This is a genomic window from Nocardioides sp. Arc9.136 (assembly GCF_030506255.1).
Taxonomy (GTDB): domain Bacteria; phylum Actinomycetota; class Actinomycetes; order Propionibacteriales; family Nocardioidaceae; genus Nocardioides.
Window position 1 is genome coordinate 3,035,693 of record NZ_CP113431.1, and the last position, 16,290, is coordinate 3,051,982.

Here is a 16,290-nt window from a genome sequence, read left to right on the forward strand (position 1 = left end):
CGGCTCAGCCCGGCAGCGCCACCACCCCGAGCTCGGCCGGGGAGACCAGCAGCTCGTTGCGCGGCACCACGCGGACGGTGTAGCCGAACGCGCCGGCGTGGTCGAGGACGACGTCGCCGTCGAAGCGGTGGCGACCGCCGTCGTAGCTCTCCGCGACCGTGAGCTCGGTGACCGAGGTGTCGCGCAGCTCGTCCTCGCTGGTCGTGCGGCCGTGCACCAGCTGCACCGCGACGTCGGCCGGGGAGAGGTCGCCGAGCGCGACGAACGCGCGCACCGAGAGGTCGGCGCCCACCTCCGGGGCGTCGCCCACGCCGCTGCTCTCGACGTGCTCGACACGGACGCCGGACCACCCGGTCCGGACCCGCCGCTTCCACCCGGCGAGCTCGGCGGCACCGGCGTAGTCGTCGTTGAGCCGGCGCGCGTTGCCGGCGGCCGGGACGTAGAGCTGCTTGGTGTAGTCGCGCACCATGCGGGTCGCGAGCACCTTGGGCCCGAGCGACTTCAGGGTGTGCCGCAGCATCTCGAGCCAGCGGGTGGGCACGCCCTCGTCGTCGACGTCGTAGAACCGCGGCGCGACCTCGTTCTCGATCAGGTCGTAGAGCGCCGCGGCCTCGAGGTCGTCGCGCTTGTCGGTGTCCTCGACCCCGTCGGCCGACGGGATCGCCCAGCCGTTCTCGCCGTCGTACCACTCGTCCCACCAGCCGTCGAGGATGGAGAGGTTGAGGGCGCCGTTGAGCGCCGCCTTCATGCCCGAGGTGCCGCACGCCTCGTAGGGGCGCAGCGGGTTGTTCAGCCACACGTCGCAGCCGGGGTAGAGCGGCTGGGCCATCGCGATGTCGTAGTTGGGCAGGTAGGCGATCCGGTGCCGCAGCTCGGGGTCGTCGGCCAGCTGGACGATCGCCTGGATCAGCTTCTTGCCACCGTCGTCGGCCGGGTGCGCCTTGCCCGCCATGACCAGCTGCACCGGCCGGTCGGGGTCGAGCAGCAGCCGCTTGAGCCGGTCGGGGTCGCGCAGCAGCAGGGTGAGCCGCTTGTACGACGCGGCGCGGCGCGCGAAGCCGATGGTCAGCACGTCGGGGTCCAGCGCGGTGTCGACCCAGCCCAGCTCGGCGCGGGCGTGGCCGCGCTTCTCCTGGGAGCGCAGCATCCGGCGCCGGGCGTCGGCGACGAGCCGCTCGCGCAGCTGGCGCTTAACGTCCCAGATCCGCCGGCCGGGGATCTTGTCCGCGGCCGCCCAGAAGCTGTCGAGGTCGGCCGGGTCGGCGCCGACGTCCGCGGCCAGCTCGAAGACCTCGCGGGCGACCCAGGTCGGGGCGTGCACGCCGTTGGTGATCGAGCCGATCGGCACCTCGGCCTCGTCGAAGGCCGGCCACAGGCCGTTGAACATCTCCCGGCTGACGTGGCCGTGCAGCTGGGAGACGCCGTTGGCGCGCTGGGCGAGCCGGAAGCCCATCACCGCCATGTTGAAGACCGACCCGTCACCGCCCTCGTAGTCCTCGGCGCCGAGGGCGAGGATCCGGTCGACGGGCACGCCGGGCACCGGGCCGCCCTCGGAGAGGTACTGCTCGACGAGCGTGCGCGGGAACCGGTCGATGCCGGCCGGGACCGGGGTGTGGGTCGTGAACACCGTCGAGGCGCGGCCGACCTCGATCGCGGTGTCGAGGTCGAGGCGGGGCCCGCCGTCGTCGACCGTCAGCTCCCGGATCCGCTCCAGCCCGAGGAAGCCGGCGTGGCCCTCGTTGGTGTGGAACACCTCCGGCGCGGGGTGGCCGGTGATGCGGGAGTAGGCACGCAGCGCGCGCACGCCGCCGATGCCGAGCAGCAGCTCCTGGCGCAGGCGGTGCTCGGAGTTGCCGCCGTAGAGCCGGTCGGTGACGCCGACGTAGTGCTCGGGGTTCTCCTCGACGTCGGTGTCGAGCATCAGCAGCGGGACCCGCCCGACGCTGGCCACCCAGATCCGGGCGACGAGGTCGGGGCCGTCGGACATCGCCAGCGAGATCGTGGCGCGCGAACCGTCGGGCTCGCGCAGCAGCGAGATCGGCAGCTCGTCGGGGTCGAGGACGGGGTAGGTCTCCTGCTGCCAGCCCTCGCGGGAGAGCGACTGCTTGAAGTAGCCGTGCTTGTAGAGCAGGCCCACCCCGACGATCGGGACGCCGAGGTCGCTCGCGGCCTTGAGGTGGTCGCCGGCGAGGATGCCGAGACCGCCGGAGTACTGCGGGAGCACGGCGGTGATGCCGAACTCCGGGGAGAAGTAGGCGATCGACGCGGGCCCGTCAGCGGGGCCGCGCTGCTGGTACCAGCGGTCCTCGGTCAGGTACGCCTCGAGGCTGGCGCGGGCGGCCGCGAGCTGGTCGAGGAAGCCCTGGTCGCCGGCGAGCTCGTCGAGGCGCGCCCGGCCCACGGAGCCGAGCAGCTTGACGGGGTCCTTGCCCGTCGACTGCCACAGCGCGGCGTCGACGCGCTCGAAGACGTCCTGGGTCTCGGGGTGCCAGGACCACCGCAGGTTTCCGGCGAGGTCGCCGAGCGCGGCGAGCGCGGGCGGGAGGACAGGGCGGACGGTGAATCGTCGGATGGCTCGCACGGGACCGACGCTAGCGAGATTCTTTGATCGTTCCAACCGTTTCGTCCCGATCGGCGGTGGACGGGCGGGACAACGGCGGTCGTACCCCGTTCGGGCCGCGCCGGGGTGGGTACATGCCCCGTACTCAGCACCGCCCCTCACACGGCGGCGCGACGACTTGCGCAGCCGTCGCCGCCCGCCACTAGGTTGGAGAAATGGTCGGACGCATCCCCGTCATGAACGTCATGCCCGTGGTCGACCTCGGCCGGCAACCGGCCAAGGCGACCGTCGGCGAGCCCCTGCCCGTGCGCGCCACGGTCTTCCGCGAGGGCCACGACCGGCTCGGCGCCGAGGTGGTCCTCACCGACCCCTCCGGGACCCGCCGGGCGCCGGTCCGGATGACCAAGCACGCCGAGGTCCCGGACCGGTACGACGCATGGGTGACGCCGGACGCCGGCGGCGCCTGGACCTTCGAGATCCAGGCCTGGTCCGACCCGGTCGCGACCTGGCAGCACAACGCCGGCGTGAAGATCCCCGCCGGCGTGGACACCGAGCTGATGTTCACCGAGGGCAGGCTCCTGCTCGAGCGGGTCCGCGGCGACCTGGACGGCAAGGACGCCGCCGCCCGGGAGGTCGTCGAGGCGGCGATCGACGCCTGCACCGACACCTCCCGTCCCGAGGCCGCCCGCCTGGCCGTCCTGCAGTCCCCCGAGCTGGACGCGATCTTCCTCGCCCACCCGCTGCGCGAGCTGGTGACCGTCGAGGGGCCCTACCCGCTCTGGGCCGACCGCGAGCGCGCGCTGTTCGGCAGCTGGTACGAGTTCTTCCCGCGCTCCGAGGGCGCGACCCAGGACCCGGCGACCGGCAAGGTCACCAGCGGGACGTTCCGGACCGCCGCCCAGCGGCTCGACGCGGTCGCCGCCATGGGCTTCGACGTGATCTACCTGCCGCCGATCCACCCGATCGGCGAGGTCAACCGCAAGGGTCCGAACAACACCCTCACCCCCGGCCCGGACGACCCCGGCTCGCCGTGGGCGATCGGCTCCAAGGACGGCGGCCACGACGCCGTGCACCCCGACCTCGGCACGATCGAGGACTTCGACGCCTTCGTCGCGCGGGCCCGCGAGCTGGACCTCGAGGTCGCGCTCGACCTGGCCCTGCAGGCGGCCCCGGACCACCCCTGGGTCGTCGAGCACCCCGAGTTCTTCACCACCCGGGCCGACGGCACGATCGCCTTCGCGGAGAACCCGCCGAAGAAGTACCAGGACATCTACCCGATCAACTTCGACAACGACCCGACCGGCATCTGCCGCGAGGTGCTCCGCGTCGTGAAGCACTGGATGGCGCACGGCGTGCGGATCTTCCGCGTCGACAACCCCCACACCAAGCCGGTGGCGTTCTGGGAGTGGCTGCTCAAGGAGGTGCGCCGCACCGACCCCGACGTCCTGTTCCTCTCCGAGGCGTTCACCCGCCCGGCGATGATGCGCGGCCTGGGCGCGGTCGGCTTCCACCAGAGCTACACCTACTTCACCTGGCGCACCGCCAAGTGGGAGATCGAGGAGTACCTCCGCGAGCTGGCCACCGAGTCCGACCACGTGATGCGGCCGAACTTCTTCGTCAACACCCCCGACATCCTCCACGCCTACCTGCAGTACGGCGGCCCGGCGGCGTTCAAGGTCCGCGCGGCGCTGGCCGCGACCGGCTCGCCGAGCTGGGGCGTGTACGCCGGGTACGAGCTCTACGAGCACGTCGCGGTGAAGCCGGGCAGCGAGGAGTACCTCGACTCCGAGAAGTACCAGGTCCGGATCCGCGACTGGGAGGGCGCCGCGCGCGAGGGCCGCACCCTCGCGCCGTACCTCACCCGGCTCAACGAGGTCCGCCGCCAGCACCGGGCGCTCCGCCTCCTGCGCAACGTCGTCATCCACTCCAGCGACGACGAGAACGTGCTGGTCTTCAGCAAGCACGCCGTCGTGGACGGGGTGGCCGACGACGTCGTCGTGGTCATCAACCTCGACCCGCACGCCACGCGCGAGACGATGGTCCACCTCGACCTGCCCGCGATGGGCATGGAGCACGGCGAGTCCTTCGTCGTCCACGACGAGATCACCGGCGCCGACTGGAGCTGGTCCCAGCACAACTACGTCCGGCTCGACCCCTACCACGAGCCCGCGCACGTCCTGACCGTGAGGAGGACCCGGTGACCGATGCCCCGACGAGCACGCCGGAGCAGACCGACCCGTCCCAGCAGCTGAGCCCGATGGGCCAGGCCCCCGAGGGCGACCCGTTCCCCGACGACACCGCGCGGCAGCCGGAGTGGTTCAAGACCGCGGTGTTCTACGAGGTGCTGGTCCGCTCGTTCCGCGACTCCAACGGCGACGGCACCGGTGACTTCCGGGGCCTGGTCGAGAAGCTCGACTACCTCGAGTGGCTCGGCGTCGACTGCCTGTGGATCCCGCCGTTCTTCTCCTCGCCGCTGCGCGACGGCGGGTACGACGTCGCCGACTACACCAACATCCTCCCCGAGATCGGGACGGTCGAGGACTTCCACCACTTCCTCGACGAGGCGCACAAGCGCGGCATCCGCGTGATCATCGACTTCGTCATGAACCACACCAGCGACCAGCACCCGTGGTTCCAGGCCAGCCGGGAGGACCCCGAGGGCCCCTACGGCGACTTCTACGTGTGGTCCGACAACGACGACCTCTACCAGGAGGCGCGGATCATCTTCGTCGACACCGAGCCGTCGAACTGGACGTGGGACCCGGTGCGCCAGCAGTACTACTGGCACCGGTTCTTCTCCCACCAGCCCGACCTCAACTTCGACAACCCCGCGGTCCACGACGCGATCCTCGACGCGATCGCGTTCTGGTTCGACATGGGTCTCGACGGCTTCCGCCTCGACGCGGTGCCCTACCTCTACGAGCGGCCCGGCACCAACGGCGAGAACCTGCCCGAGACCCACGAGTTCCTCCGCAAGGTCCGGCGCTACGTCGACGAGAAGTACCCCGGCAAGGTGCTGCTGGCCGAGGCCAACCAGTGGCCCGCGGACGTGGTGGACTACTTCGGCGACTTCGAGTCCGGTGGCGACGAGTGCCACATGTGCTTCCACTTCCCGGTGATGCCGCGCATCTTCATGGCGGTGCGCCGCGAGTCGCGCTTCCCGATCTCGGAGATCCTCGAGCAGACGCCGCCGATCCCCCACGGCTGCCAGTGGGGCATCTTCCTGCGCAACCACGACGAGCTGACCCTCGAGATGGTCACCGACGAGGACCGCGACTACATGTGGAACGAGTACGCCAAGGACCCGCGGATGAAGGCCAACATCGGCATCCGCCGGCGCCTGGCGCCGCTCCTCGACAACGACATCAACCAGATCGAGCTGTTCACCGCCCTGCTGCTGTCGCTGCCGGGGTCGCCGGTCCTCTACTACGGCGACGAGATCGGCATGGGCGACAACATCTGGCTCGGTGACCGCGACGGCGTCCGCACGCCGATGCAGTGGACCCCGGACCGCAACGCCGGCTTCTCCTCGGCCACCCCCGGCAAGCTGCACCTGCCGGCGATCCAAGACCCGGTCTACGGCTACCAGGCGGTCAACGTCGAGGCGCAGATGGAGAACACCTCCTCGCTGCTGCACTGGACCCGCCGGATGATCCACGCCCGCCGCCACCACTCGGCGTTCGGCCTGGGGTCCTTCAGCGACCTCGGCGGCTCGAACCCCTCGGTGCTCTCCTACGTGCGAGAGCACGCCCAGGACGGCGAGGACGACGTCATCCTGTGCGTCAACAACCTCTCCCGCTTCCCGCAGCCGGTCGAGCTCGACCTGCGGCGGTTCGAGGGCATGGTGCCCGTCGAGCTGCTCGGCGGGGTGCCGTTCCCGGCGATCGGCGAGCTGCCGTACCTGCTGACCATGACCGGCTACGGCTTCTACTGGTTCCGCCTGACCAGGCCGGACAACCCCGAGGAGGGTCAGCTGCTGTGAGCGAGAACCCGCTGGACCACCCCACCGCCGACCACCTCGACCGGCAGGTCTTCGTCGACTACTTCGAGAAGACCCGCTGGTTCGGCGGCAAGGGACGCCCCTTCGAGGTGACCGCGGTGCACCGGATCGGCCAGGTGCCCGGGTGCGTCGACGCAGGCCCGGCCGTCGTCGACCACCTCGTCGAGCTGACCTACGGCGACGCGGAGGGCGGCACCGAGCTCTACCAGGTGCCGATCTCGCTGTACGCCGACCCCGAGCAGCGGCTCGACCACGCCTTCATCGGCTGGTGGGAGGAGCCCGAGCGGGGCTGGGTGCACGCCTACGACGCGCTCCACGACCGGGAGGCGATGGCCTGCTGGCTGCGCTCGTTCGTGGCCGCCGCCGAGGGTCCGGTCGCCGGGCCCACCGGCCTCACCTTCCACCGCCTGCCCGGGCACGATCTCGACGCCGAGGGCGTCGCCTCGTTGTTCACCGGCGAGCAGTCGAACTCCTCGGTCGCCTTCGGCGAGGACTCGATCATGAAGCTGTTCCGGAAGGTCACCCCCGGGCCGAACCCGGACGTGACCATCCACGAGGCGATGACCCGCGCGGGGTCCACCGACGTGGCCGGGCTCTACGGCTGGATGTCGTGGACCGACCCGGCGGGCGAGGAGTACCACCTCGCGATGCTGCAGCAGTTCCTCCGCACGGCCACGGACGGGTGGGACCTGGCCCTGGCCAGCGTCCGCGACCTCTTCGCCGAGGGCGACCTGCACGCCCACGAGGTCGGCGGCGACTTCGCCGGCGAGTCCGAGCGCCTGGGGCTCACCCTGCGCGAGGTCCACGAGGCGCTGCGCACGCACTTCCCCGCCGAGCGGCGGGGGCCCGAGGCCGCCCGGACGCTGGCGGCCGCGATGCGCGACCGGCTGGACGCCGCCCTCGAGGTCGTCCCGGAGCTGGCCCAGCACGCCGACGCCCTGCGCGCGACGTACGACGCGGTGGCGGGGCTCGACGGGCTGGAGGTCCAGCGCATCCACGGCGACCTGCACCTGGGCCAGACCATGCGGACCGCCAAGGGCTGGAAGATCGTCGACTTCGAGGGCGAGCCGGCCAAGCCGCTCGTCGAGCGCCTCGAGCCCGACAGCCCGTGGCGCGACGTCGCCGGCATGCTGCGCTCCTTCGACTACGCCCCCCGGGTGGTCGAGAAGCAGAGCGTCGACCTCGCCGACGACGACGCCGAGGCCGCCGCCCAGCTCGCCTACCGGGCCGAGGAGTGGGCCCACCGCAACCGCAACCACTTCCTGACGGCCTACGCCGGCGGCGAGCCGACCGACGAGGCGAAGCTGCTGCTGGCGGCGTACGTCGCCGACAAGGCCGTCTACGAGACCGTCTACGAGACCCGCAACCGGCCCGGATGGGTGTCCATCCCGCTCGAGGCCGTCGCACGGATCGGAGCCGCATGACCACGCCCACCACCCCCTCCACCAAGCCGGTCGCCCGCGAGGAGCTCGACCTGATCCTCGGCGGCGGCCACGGCGACCCGCACAGCGTGCTGGGTGCCCACCCGCACGAGGGCGGCGTCACCGTCCGCGTGCTCAAGCCCCTCGCCTCGAGCGTGACGGTCGCCGGCGACTGGGGCGAGACCCGGCTCGAGCACGAGTACGAGGGCTTCTGGGCCGGCGTCCTGCCGGTGGCCGACGTGCCCGCCTACCGGGTGCGCGTGGCCTACGAGGGTGAGCCGGTCGAGGTCGACGACCCCTACCGCTTCCTGCCGACGCTCGGCGAGATGGACCTGCACCTGATCAACGAGGGACGCCACGAGCAGCTGTGGACGGTCCTCGGCGCGCGGGTCCACCACTACGCCGGCGAGGTGACCGGCACGTCCTTCGCCGTCTGGGCCCCGTCGGCGCGCGGCGTCCGGATCAAGGGCTCCTTCAACAGCTGGGACGGGCGCGAGCACCCGATGCGCCAGCTCGGCAGCTCGGGTGTCTGGGAGCTCTTCGTCCCCGGCCTCGGCACCGGGACGGCCTACAAGTACGCCATCCTCGGCCAGGACGGCGAGTGGCGGGAGAAGGCCGACCCGCTGGCGGCCTGGTCCGAGCAGCCGCCGGCCACCTCCTCGCTGGTCTTCGAGTCGACCTACGAGTGGGGCGACGACGCGTGGATGGCCGAGCGACCCGCCAAGCAGCCGGTCGCCGAGGCGATGTCGGTCTACGAGATGCACCTGGCGTCGTGGAAGAAGCACCCCGACGGCCGCTTCTGGTCCTGGGCCGAGCTGGCCGACGACCTGCCGGCGTACCTCGCGGACCTGGGCTTCACCCACGTCGAGCTGATGCCGGTGATGCAGCACCCGTTCGGCGGCTCGTGGGGCTACCACGTGACGTCGTACTTCGCGCCGGACTCCCGCTTCGGCGACCCCGACGGCTTCAAGCTGCTCGTCGACCGGCTGCACCAGGCCGGCATCGGCGTCATCCTGGACTGGGTGCCCGGCCACTTCGCCACCGACGAGTGGGCGCTGGCGCGCTTCGACGGCACCCCGCTCTACGAGGATCCCAATCCGCAGCGCGGGTGGCACAAGGAGTGGGGCTCCCACATCTTCAACTTCGGTCGCAACGAGGTGCGCAACTTCCTCTACGCGAACGCGGTGTACTGGCTCGAGGAGTTCCACGCCGACGGCCTGCGCGTCGACGGCGTCGCCTCGATGCTCTACCTGGACTACTCCCGCGAGGAGGGTGAGTGGACGCCGAACAAGCACGGCGGCCGCGAGAACCTCGAGGCGGTGCAGTTCCTCCAGGAGATGAACGCGACGGTCTACAAGCGCGTCCCGGGGATCGTCACCGTCGCCGAGGAGTCCACCTCCTGGCCCGGCGTCACCCGGCCGACCTCCGCGGACGGCCTGGGCTTCGGCTTCAAGTGGAACATGGGCTGGATGCACGACTCCCTCGGGTACGTCGCGCACGAGCCGGTCCACCGCGCCTACCACCACGGCGAGATGACCTTCTCCCTGGTCTACGCGTGGTCGGAGAACTACGTGCTGCCGATCAGCCACGACGAGGTCGTGCACGGCAAGGGCTCCCTGCTGCGCAAGATGCCCGGCGACCGCTGGCAGCAGCTGGCGAACCTGCGCGCGTACCTCGGCTTCATGTGGGCCCACCCGGGCAAGCAGCTGCTGTTCATGGGCGCCGAGCTGGGCCAGGAGTCGGAGTGGGCGGAGTCCCGCGAGCTCGACTGGTGGCTGATGGACCACCCCGAGCACCGTGGCGTGCACTCCCTGGTGCGCGACCTCAACCGGGTCTACACCGGCTCGCCGGCCCTGTGGGCCGCCGACCACGACCCGGCCGGCTTCCAGTGGATCGACGCCAACGACGCGGGCCACAACACCTTCTCCTTCGTGCGCCGCGTGCCCGACGGGTCCGCGGTGCCGGAGCTGGTCTGCGTGGCGAACTTCGCCGCGGTCCCGCACGAGGGCTACCGCCTCGCGCTGCCCGCCGAGGGGGTGTGGGAGGAGGTGCTCAACACCGATGCCGAGACCTACACCGGGTCGGGCGTGGGCAACCTCGGCACGATCACCGGCGTGGCCGGGGAGCACCAGGGGCTGCCGGCGCACGCCGACATCGTGGTCCCGCCGCTGGCGACGGTCTGGTTCCGGCGCAAGGCGTAACCGCACGGCAACGCGGGAGGAGCGCGGCGGTGACGTCCCGCTGGTGAGGTGCCCGGCATGGACACCTCACCCGCCGCCTCCTCCCCCACCTCCTCCCCCACCTCGGCCCTCGCCTCGGCCCTGGCCCGGCGCGCCGTGCTGCGGGCGACCGCCGCCGGCGCGCTCGGCACCGGCGCCGCGCTGACCGGGGCCGCCGGCTCCGCGGCGTACGCCGCACCCACCAGCCGGGGCGTGACGATCCTGCAGCCGGGCCAGGGGAGGCTGCGGGGCCGCTACGTCCGCTCCCGCGCCGACGAGGTGTGGTGGGGGCACCTGCCCAACCGGACGGCCGAACCGGTCGCCGTGGTGGACTCCGGATCGGTCGTCACCATCGACACGATCTCCCACGAGGGCCTGCTGGAGGACCAGGGCCAGGACCCGCGGCAGTACTTCGAGAGCTTCGGGGTGCCCGAGAAGCACGTCCTCCGCGACGCGGTCGCCGTCGCCGCGCGCGCCGAGCACGCCGGCCCGGGGCCGCACGTGGTCACCGGCCCGATCGCGGTGCGGGGCGCCGAGCCCGGGGACGTGCTGAAGGTGGAGGTCCTCGCCCTGCCGCTGCGCGTCCCGTACGGCGTCATCTCCAACCGGCACGGCAAGGGCGCGCTGCCCGGGACCTACCCCGAGCGGTTCGTCGACGACCCGGCCAACGCGCCGTACGTCAACGAGGGCGGCAACATCAGCGTCTTCGCTTCCGTGCGCCGGACGACCGAGCACGGGCTCCGGGCCCGGCTCCCCGGCGACGTCCCGGTCGGCTTCGGCCTGGCGCCGTTCCTCGGGCTGATGGGGGTCGCCCGCGACACCGACGCGATGGTCGACTCCGTCCCGCCGACCGACGCCGGGGGCAACCTCGACATCAACGACCTGGTCGTGGGCTCGACGCTGTACCTGCCGGTGCAGGTGGCCGGCGCGCTCTTCTTCGCCGGCGACCCGCACATGGCGCAGGGCGACGGCGAGGTCGCGCTGACCGCTATGGAGGGGTCGCTGCGCGCGACGCTCCGGCTGACGGTGCTCCCGCGGGGCAGCCGAAAGGTGCCGCGGCAGGCGTTCGACCACCCGTTCGCCGAGACGCCCGACTTCTGGCTGCCGATCGGCCTCTCCGACGCCGACGGGCCCGAGGGCGGCACGAACGCCACCAGCCTGGACCTGGCCATGAAGGACGCCGTGCAGCAGGCCCTCGCGTTCCTGGTCGAGGAGAAGGGCATGGCCGGCCCGGTGGCCTACGCCTACCTGTCCGCGGCGACGGACTTCCAGGTCTCCCAGGTGGTCGACCGCACCACCGGCATCCACGCCCTGATCCGGAAGGCCGACTTCGGCTGAGGGGCCTGCGGGTGGCCGCCGCGCGGTCACCGGGTGGGTCCTAGGGTGATCCCGTGACCGACCAGCCGACGACCGTCACCACCGTCGCCGAGGGCGTCGCCCGCATCGCCTGGTCCGCCGGGGAGCCGGTCGACGTCGTACGCCGCGAGGTGGCGGCGGCCCTCGTCGGCCACGCCCGCGTGGAGGCCCTGGTCGACCCCGTCGACGAGGACGCCCAGCGCACCGCCACCTGGTCGGGCATGCGCCGCGAGGGGGTGATGCGCGGGGTGACCGTGGAGGGCAAGCCGGTCGACCGGATCGTCTACGCCCGGCTCGCGACCGACGTGCCCACCTCCGAGCCGGAGGGGTTCCGGGCCCTGCTCAACTCCTTCCTGCCGCGCAAGCGCGCCATCGGGCAGATGCTCCTGCGCGACCACGACGACCGCGTGCTGCTGTGCCAGCTGACCTACAAGCAGGACTGGGACCTGCCCGGCGGCGTCGTCGAGGTCGGCGAGTCGCCCCAGGTGGCCGTGGGCCGCGAGGTCGAGGAGGAGCTCGGCCTCCAGGTCCCCACCGGTCCCCTGCTGCTCACCGACTGGCTGCCGCCGTGGAGCGGCTGGGACGACGCGCTGTGCCTGGTCTTCGACGGTGGCGTCCACGACGCCTCGATCACCGACCGGATCGTCAAGCAGGCCCGCGAGATCCGATCCGCGGAGTTCTGCACCCTCGAGGAGGCCGACCGGCTCTGCGCGGACTTCACCGCCCGCCGGCTGCGCTCGGCCGTCGCCAACCTCGGCGGGGGCCCGGCGTACACCGAGTCCGGGCGCGGCTGACGCTCCTCCTCACCGCCTCGTGCTGCTGAGCGCGCGCTCCGGCGCTCGCTGGGCATCACGAGGCGGGCGGGCCGCCGTCCGCGGCCGCCGCAGCGCGACCAGGACCCCGCCGACCAGCAGCAGGCCGCCCGCGCTCTCCGCGGCGTTCGGTGCCTGACCCAGCAGCGCCCATGCCGAGGCCGTCGCGACGACCGGTGCGAGCAGCACCCACGGGACCACCGCGGCCGAGGGGTTGCGGCCGAGCAGCGTGTTGAACACGCCGTACCCCACGAGCGAGGCCAGCCCGGCGGTGTAGACGGTCGAGACGGCGGCCTGCCAGCCGAAGGCGGCGAGCCCGTCCACGACCGCTGTCGGGCCGTCGACCAGCAGGGAGAGGGCCACGAGCGGCACCGGGACGACCACGGCCGACCAGACGGTCAGCCCGAGGCCGCCCGGCACGCCCGACGCGCGGGAGACGACGTTGCCGATACCCCAGGAGAGGGCGCCGAGCAGGCAGAGCGCCAGCGCCGTGAGCGGCACGTGCCCGCCGCGCCCGACCGAGACCACCACCAGGCCGAGCGTCCCGAGCAGGACCCCGGCGACCTGGGCGGTGGTCGGCCGCTCGCGCAGCACCCCGGCGGCGATCACGATCGTGAACACCACCTGCGCCTGGAGCACCAGGGCGGCGAGCCCCGGCGGCAGGCCGGCGGCCATCGCGACGTACAGGAAGCCGAACTGGCCCAGCGACATCGTCGCCCCGACCAGCGCCAGCGTGCGCCAGGACACCTGCGGGCGCCGCACGACCAGGACGGCCGGCACCAGCACGAGCAGGAACCGCACCGCGCAGAAGAGCAGGGGCGGGACGTCGCCCATCCCCCAGTCGATGACGACGAAGTTGAAGCCCCACACCGAGGCGACCAGGGCGGCGAGGAGGCTGTCGCGGCGGTTCACCGGACCAGTCTCGGCACTCGCGACCGTGAAGCACCAGCGACGTGTTGCTCCGGATTATCGGTACGGTCCCTTCATGATCGACCTCACCGCCCTCGCGTCGCTCCGCGCCGTCGCCACGCACGGCTCGGTCGTGGCGGCCGCCGACGCCCTCGGTTTCACCCCCAGCGCGGTCTCCCAGCAGGTCAAGCGGCTCGAGCGGCAGACGGGGGTGCCGCTGCTCGAGCGGGTGGGGCGCGGGGTGGTGCTGTCCCGGCACGGCCGGCACCTGGTCGAGGAGGGCGGCCGGCTGCTCGCCGACCTCGAGCAGCTCGAGGCGGGCCTCCACCGCGGCGCCGGCGCGGTGGCGGGGCGGCTGCGGATGACGGCGTTCTCGACCGCCGTGCGGGGGCTCGTCGCCCCGCGGCTGCGCGTGCTCATCGACGCCCACCCCGACCTGGAGGTGTCGCTGCACGAGTGCGAGCCCTGGGACTCGGTGGACCTGGTCTCCACCGGCCGCGCGGACCTCGGCGTCGTCCACCGCTGGGGCGACGTGCCCCTCGCGGTCCCCGACCACCTCGTGACGACGTCGGTCGCCACCGACGTCGCGGACGTCGTCGTGCACCGCGACCACCCCCTCGCCACGCGGGGCGTCGTCACCCCGCACGACCTGCTGGAGGAGGACTGGGTCGCGACGCCGGAGGGGACGATCTGCCGCCAGTGGCTGCACCGGATGTACGACGGCACCGGCCGCTTGCCGAGGATCGCGCACCAGTCGATGGAGTTCGACTCCCACCTCGCGCTGGTCCGCGCGCGGCTCGGCATCGCCCTGGTCCCCCGCCTGGGCCGTCAGCCGCTCGGGACCGACCTCGTGGCCGTGACGGCCGCGGAACCGGTCCCCACACGCGACGTCGTCGCCCTGCACCGGCGCAGCATGACCGACTCCCCCGCCGTCGCCGCGGTGCTCGCGGCGCTCCGCGACTGAGCCGGCTGACTCTCGTGCGTGGTCCTGACGTGGTGGGTGCGCCAGGATCACGCACCAGTGACCCGGCAGTCCTCGCAGGGGACGAGGCGACCCGGCCAGCCACCCCGCTGCAGCAGGGCAGCGACGGCAGCGGCCGTCCGGCACGCGTCGTCGAGGACCTGGGCGTGGCCGAGGCGGACCGTCCGCCGGTCCCGCCGTACCGCGACGTCGAGGTCCCGCTCCAGGTCCCGTCGACGGGCTGACGGCACGGCGTGCTGCCGCCCGTCCAGCTCCACCACCAGGCCCCACGCGGGGTGGTCGACATCGCGGTACGCCGTGCGGGCGCCGGCGGCGTCGCGCACCTGCCGGCTCCCGGCCGGCAGGCCGTGGCGTCGCTCGACCCGGTGGAGGTACTCCCGCTCGAGTACCGAGCAGGCGCCGAGGGCGAGGTCGTCGAGCAGCTCGAGCAGGAGCCCGCGCCGCCTCACCCGCGGCCTCGAGCGCACCTCGGCGGCCAGCCGCGCGGGTGTCGTGCGGCGCGTGTGGCACAGGTCTGCCAGCAGTGTGTAGGCGTCGGCAGCACTCGGGCACCGCAGCGCCTCCTCGATCGCCGCGTCCTCCAGCCGCAGCCGCGGCGGCGACGACAGCGGGTCGATCCGCGCCGCGAGACGCGTGGTCCGGTGGGCCACCACGCCGTCGACCGGTCGCACCGTCCGCCGAGCGTCCACGGCCACCTCGATCGGCGCCCGCCCCGGGGGGGGCTGGCAGGGCGGAGCGGCGGGTCAGCGCCGCAGGCTCGTGGACCAGGACAGCGGTCCAGGCCCGCTGGTCCCAGGTCAGCGGCCCGGTGTGGTCCACGAAGACCCCCGGGTGCACGCGACTCAGCTCGCGGCGGCGCAGCATCCGCTCGAGGTCGTGCGGCCTGAAGCCCAGCCCTTCGAGCTGCCGCCGCGAGACCACGCCGTCCTGGACGAAGCGCAGCAGGTGCGCGAGTCCCGTCCGATCCGGCTCCGTCCCCACGGACGCCGATGCTGCCGCTGCCCGCCGGCGCGCGCCACCGCCGGAGACGGAGCCTGTGGAGGACCGCTCAGAACAGCGCGGAGGCGAGCGCCTGGCGGCCGCGGACGACCCGCGGGTCGTCGTTGCCGACCGCGGCGAAGAGGCCGAGGAGGTGCTCGCGGGCGGCGTTCCGCTCGTCACCGGAGGTACGCCGCACCAGCTCGACGAGACGGGCGAAGGCGTCCTCGACGTGCCCGCCGAGCATGTCGAGGTCGGCGACGAGCGTCTGGGCGTCGACGTCGTCGGGGTTCGCCGCACCGGCCGCGCGCGCCTCGTTGAGGTCGACTCCCTGGGTGCGCTGGAGCACCTTGGCCATCGCCAGCCCGGCGGCGGCCTCGGCATCGGCCGGGTTGGCGTCGACGAGCTTCTGGTACTCCGCGACCGCCCGGTCGATGTCGCCCTCGCCCAGGGCGTCCTGCGCGGCGGCGTACCGCGGGTCGACCGGCGGCTCCTCCGCGCCGTCGTCGGGGCCGGCGACGGCGTGGAGCGGCTGGTGCCGGCCGGTCATGCCCTGCGCGGTGAGCTGCTGCATGACCTGGGTCAGCGCGGCGCGCAGCTCCTCGATCGGCACGGCGTCCTGCAGCAGCGGCGCGGGCCGGCCGTCGAGCACGGCGACCACGAGCGGGATCGAGGGGATCTGCATCGCCTGGGCGATCTGCGGGGCGGCGTCGATGTCGACCAGGCCGGCCAGGAAGCGGCCCTCGAACTCACCGGAGACGACCGCGAGGTCGTCGGCGAGCTGACCGCTCTCCGGCATCCGGGTGCGGGAGTAGAAGACCAGGAGGACCGGCGCGGTCATCGAGGACTCGATGACGGTCTGGAAGTTCTGCTCGGTCACGTCGACGGCGTACGACGAGCCGCCGGCCGCCGCGGTCGGGGCACCGCCGGTGGGCGCACCGGTGGCGGGCGCACCGGGTCCGCCCGGCCCGGCGGGAGGTGCGGACGGGGCGGGTCGCTTCAACGCCGAGAGGTCGATGGCGCCCGGGCGCGAGAACGGCTGCTGCGTCATGG

Annotated in this window: 11 protein-coding genes; 7 read left to right on the top strand and 4 right to left on the bottom strand. The window is 72.9% G+C overall.

Features of this window, described 5'->3' with window-relative positions:
* Nucleotides 1-4: 4 nt before the first annotated feature.
* Nucleotides 5-2,581: an alpha-glucan family phosphorylase gene (gene glgP / locus OSR43_RS14730; RefSeq protein WP_302267360.1), complete on the bottom strand. Its 2,577-nt coding sequence runs from the start codon at nt 2,579-2,581 to the stop codon at nt 5-7.
* A 194-nt stretch (nt 2,582-2,775) separates the two neighbouring features.
* On the opposite strand from glgP, the gene OSR43_RS14735 reads away from it, so the two are divergent.
* Genes OSR43_RS14735 through OSR43_RS14760 form a run of 6 tightly spaced genes read left to right on the top strand, consistent with a single transcriptional unit; the run spans nt 2,776 to nt 12,350 of the window.
* A complete protein-coding gene (locus OSR43_RS14735) occupies nt 2,776-4,761 on the top strand; it encodes an alpha-1,4-glucan--maltose-1-phosphate maltosyltransferase (protein WP_302267361.1) in 1,986 nt (661 codons plus the stop codon).
* 56 nt (nt 4,762-4,817) lie between these two features.
* Nucleotides 4,818-6,542, top strand: coding sequence for a maltose alpha-D-glucosyltransferase (gene treS, locus OSR43_RS14740; protein ID WP_302271694.1), 1,725 nt, complete (start codon nt 4,818-4,820; stop codon nt 6,540-6,542).
* Nucleotides 6,539-7,984 (top strand): phosphotransferase, encoded by a 1,446-nt coding sequence (locus OSR43_RS14745; protein WP_302267362.1) that lies wholly within the window; start codon nt 6,539-6,541, stop codon nt 7,982-7,984. Before treS ends, OSR43_RS14745 begins: the two co-directional genes overlap by 4 nt.
* Nucleotides 7,981-10,182, top strand: a complete 2,202-nt coding sequence (gene glgB / locus OSR43_RS14750; RefSeq protein ID WP_302267363.1) for a 1,4-alpha-glucan branching protein GlgB — start codon at nt 7,981-7,983, stop codon at nt 10,180-10,182. Before OSR43_RS14745 ends, glgB begins: the two co-directional genes overlap by 4 nt.
* A 57-nt stretch (nt 10,183-10,239) precedes the next feature.
* Entirely contained in the window at nt 10,240-11,538 is a 1,299-nt protein-coding gene (locus OSR43_RS14755; RefSeq protein ID WP_302267364.1) for an acetamidase/formamidase family protein, read from the top strand.
* Nucleotides 11,539-11,591: 53 nt separating this feature from the next.
* Complete coding sequence (locus OSR43_RS14760; RefSeq protein WP_302267365.1) at nt 11,592-12,350, top strand: NUDIX hydrolase; 759 nt, start codon at nt 11,592-11,594, stop codon at nt 12,348-12,350.
* Between the two features lie 9 nt (nt 12,351-12,359).
* Here the strand turns inward: OSR43_RS14760 and OSR43_RS14765 are convergent, their stop codons facing one another.
* Nucleotides 12,360-13,280 (bottom strand): EamA family transporter, encoded by a 921-nt coding sequence (locus OSR43_RS14765; protein WP_302267366.1) that lies wholly within the window; start codon nt 13,278-13,280, stop codon nt 12,360-12,362.
* Between the two features lie 73 nt (nt 13,281-13,353).
* On the opposite strand from OSR43_RS14765, the gene OSR43_RS14770 reads away from it, so the two are divergent.
* Nucleotides 13,354-14,241 carry a LysR family transcriptional regulator gene (locus tag OSR43_RS14770; protein WP_302267367.1) on the top strand — a complete coding sequence of 296 codons (888 nt, stop codon included), beginning with the start codon at nt 13,354-13,356 and terminating at the stop codon, nt 14,239-14,241.
* Between the two features lie 47 nt (nt 14,242-14,288).
* Here the strand turns inward: OSR43_RS14770 and OSR43_RS14775 are convergent, their stop codons facing one another.
* Nucleotides 14,289-14,948 (bottom strand): hypothetical protein, encoded by a 660-nt coding sequence (locus tag OSR43_RS14775; RefSeq protein ID WP_302267368.1) that lies wholly within the window; start codon nt 14,946-14,948, stop codon nt 14,289-14,291.
* Nucleotides 14,949-15,307: 359 nt separating this feature from the next.
* Complete coding sequence (locus tag OSR43_RS14780) at nt 15,308-16,288, bottom strand: co-chaperone YbbN (protein WP_302267369.1); 981 nt, start codon at nt 16,286-16,288, stop codon at nt 15,308-15,310.
* Nucleotides 16,289-16,290: the final 2 nt, after the last annotated feature.

What these genes read in the sequence shown, in the direction of transcription:
- treS (WP_302271694.1), top strand. Translation starts at nt 4,818, where the DNA reads ATGGGCCAGGCCCCCGAGGGCGACCCGTTCCCCGACGACACCGCGCGG.
- OSR43_RS14770 (WP_302267367.1), top strand. Translation starts at nt 13,354, where the DNA reads ATGATCGACCTCACCGCCCTCGCGTCGCTCCGCGCCGTCGCCACGCAC.
- glgB (WP_302267363.1), top strand. Translation starts at nt 7,981, where the DNA reads ATGACCACGCCCACCACCCCCTCCACCAAGCCGGTCGCCCGCGAGGAG.
- OSR43_RS14735 (WP_302267361.1), top strand. Translation starts at nt 2,776, where the DNA reads ATGGTCGGACGCATCCCCGTCATGAACGTCATGCCCGTGGTCGACCTC.
- OSR43_RS14755 (WP_302267364.1), top strand. Translation starts at nt 10,240, where the DNA reads ATGGACACCTCACCCGCCGCCTCCTCCCCCACCTCCTCCCCCACCTCG.
- OSR43_RS14780 (WP_302267369.1), bottom strand. Translation starts at nt 16,288, where the DNA reads ATGACGCAGCAGCCGTTCTCGCGCCCGGGCGCCATCGACCTCTCGGCG.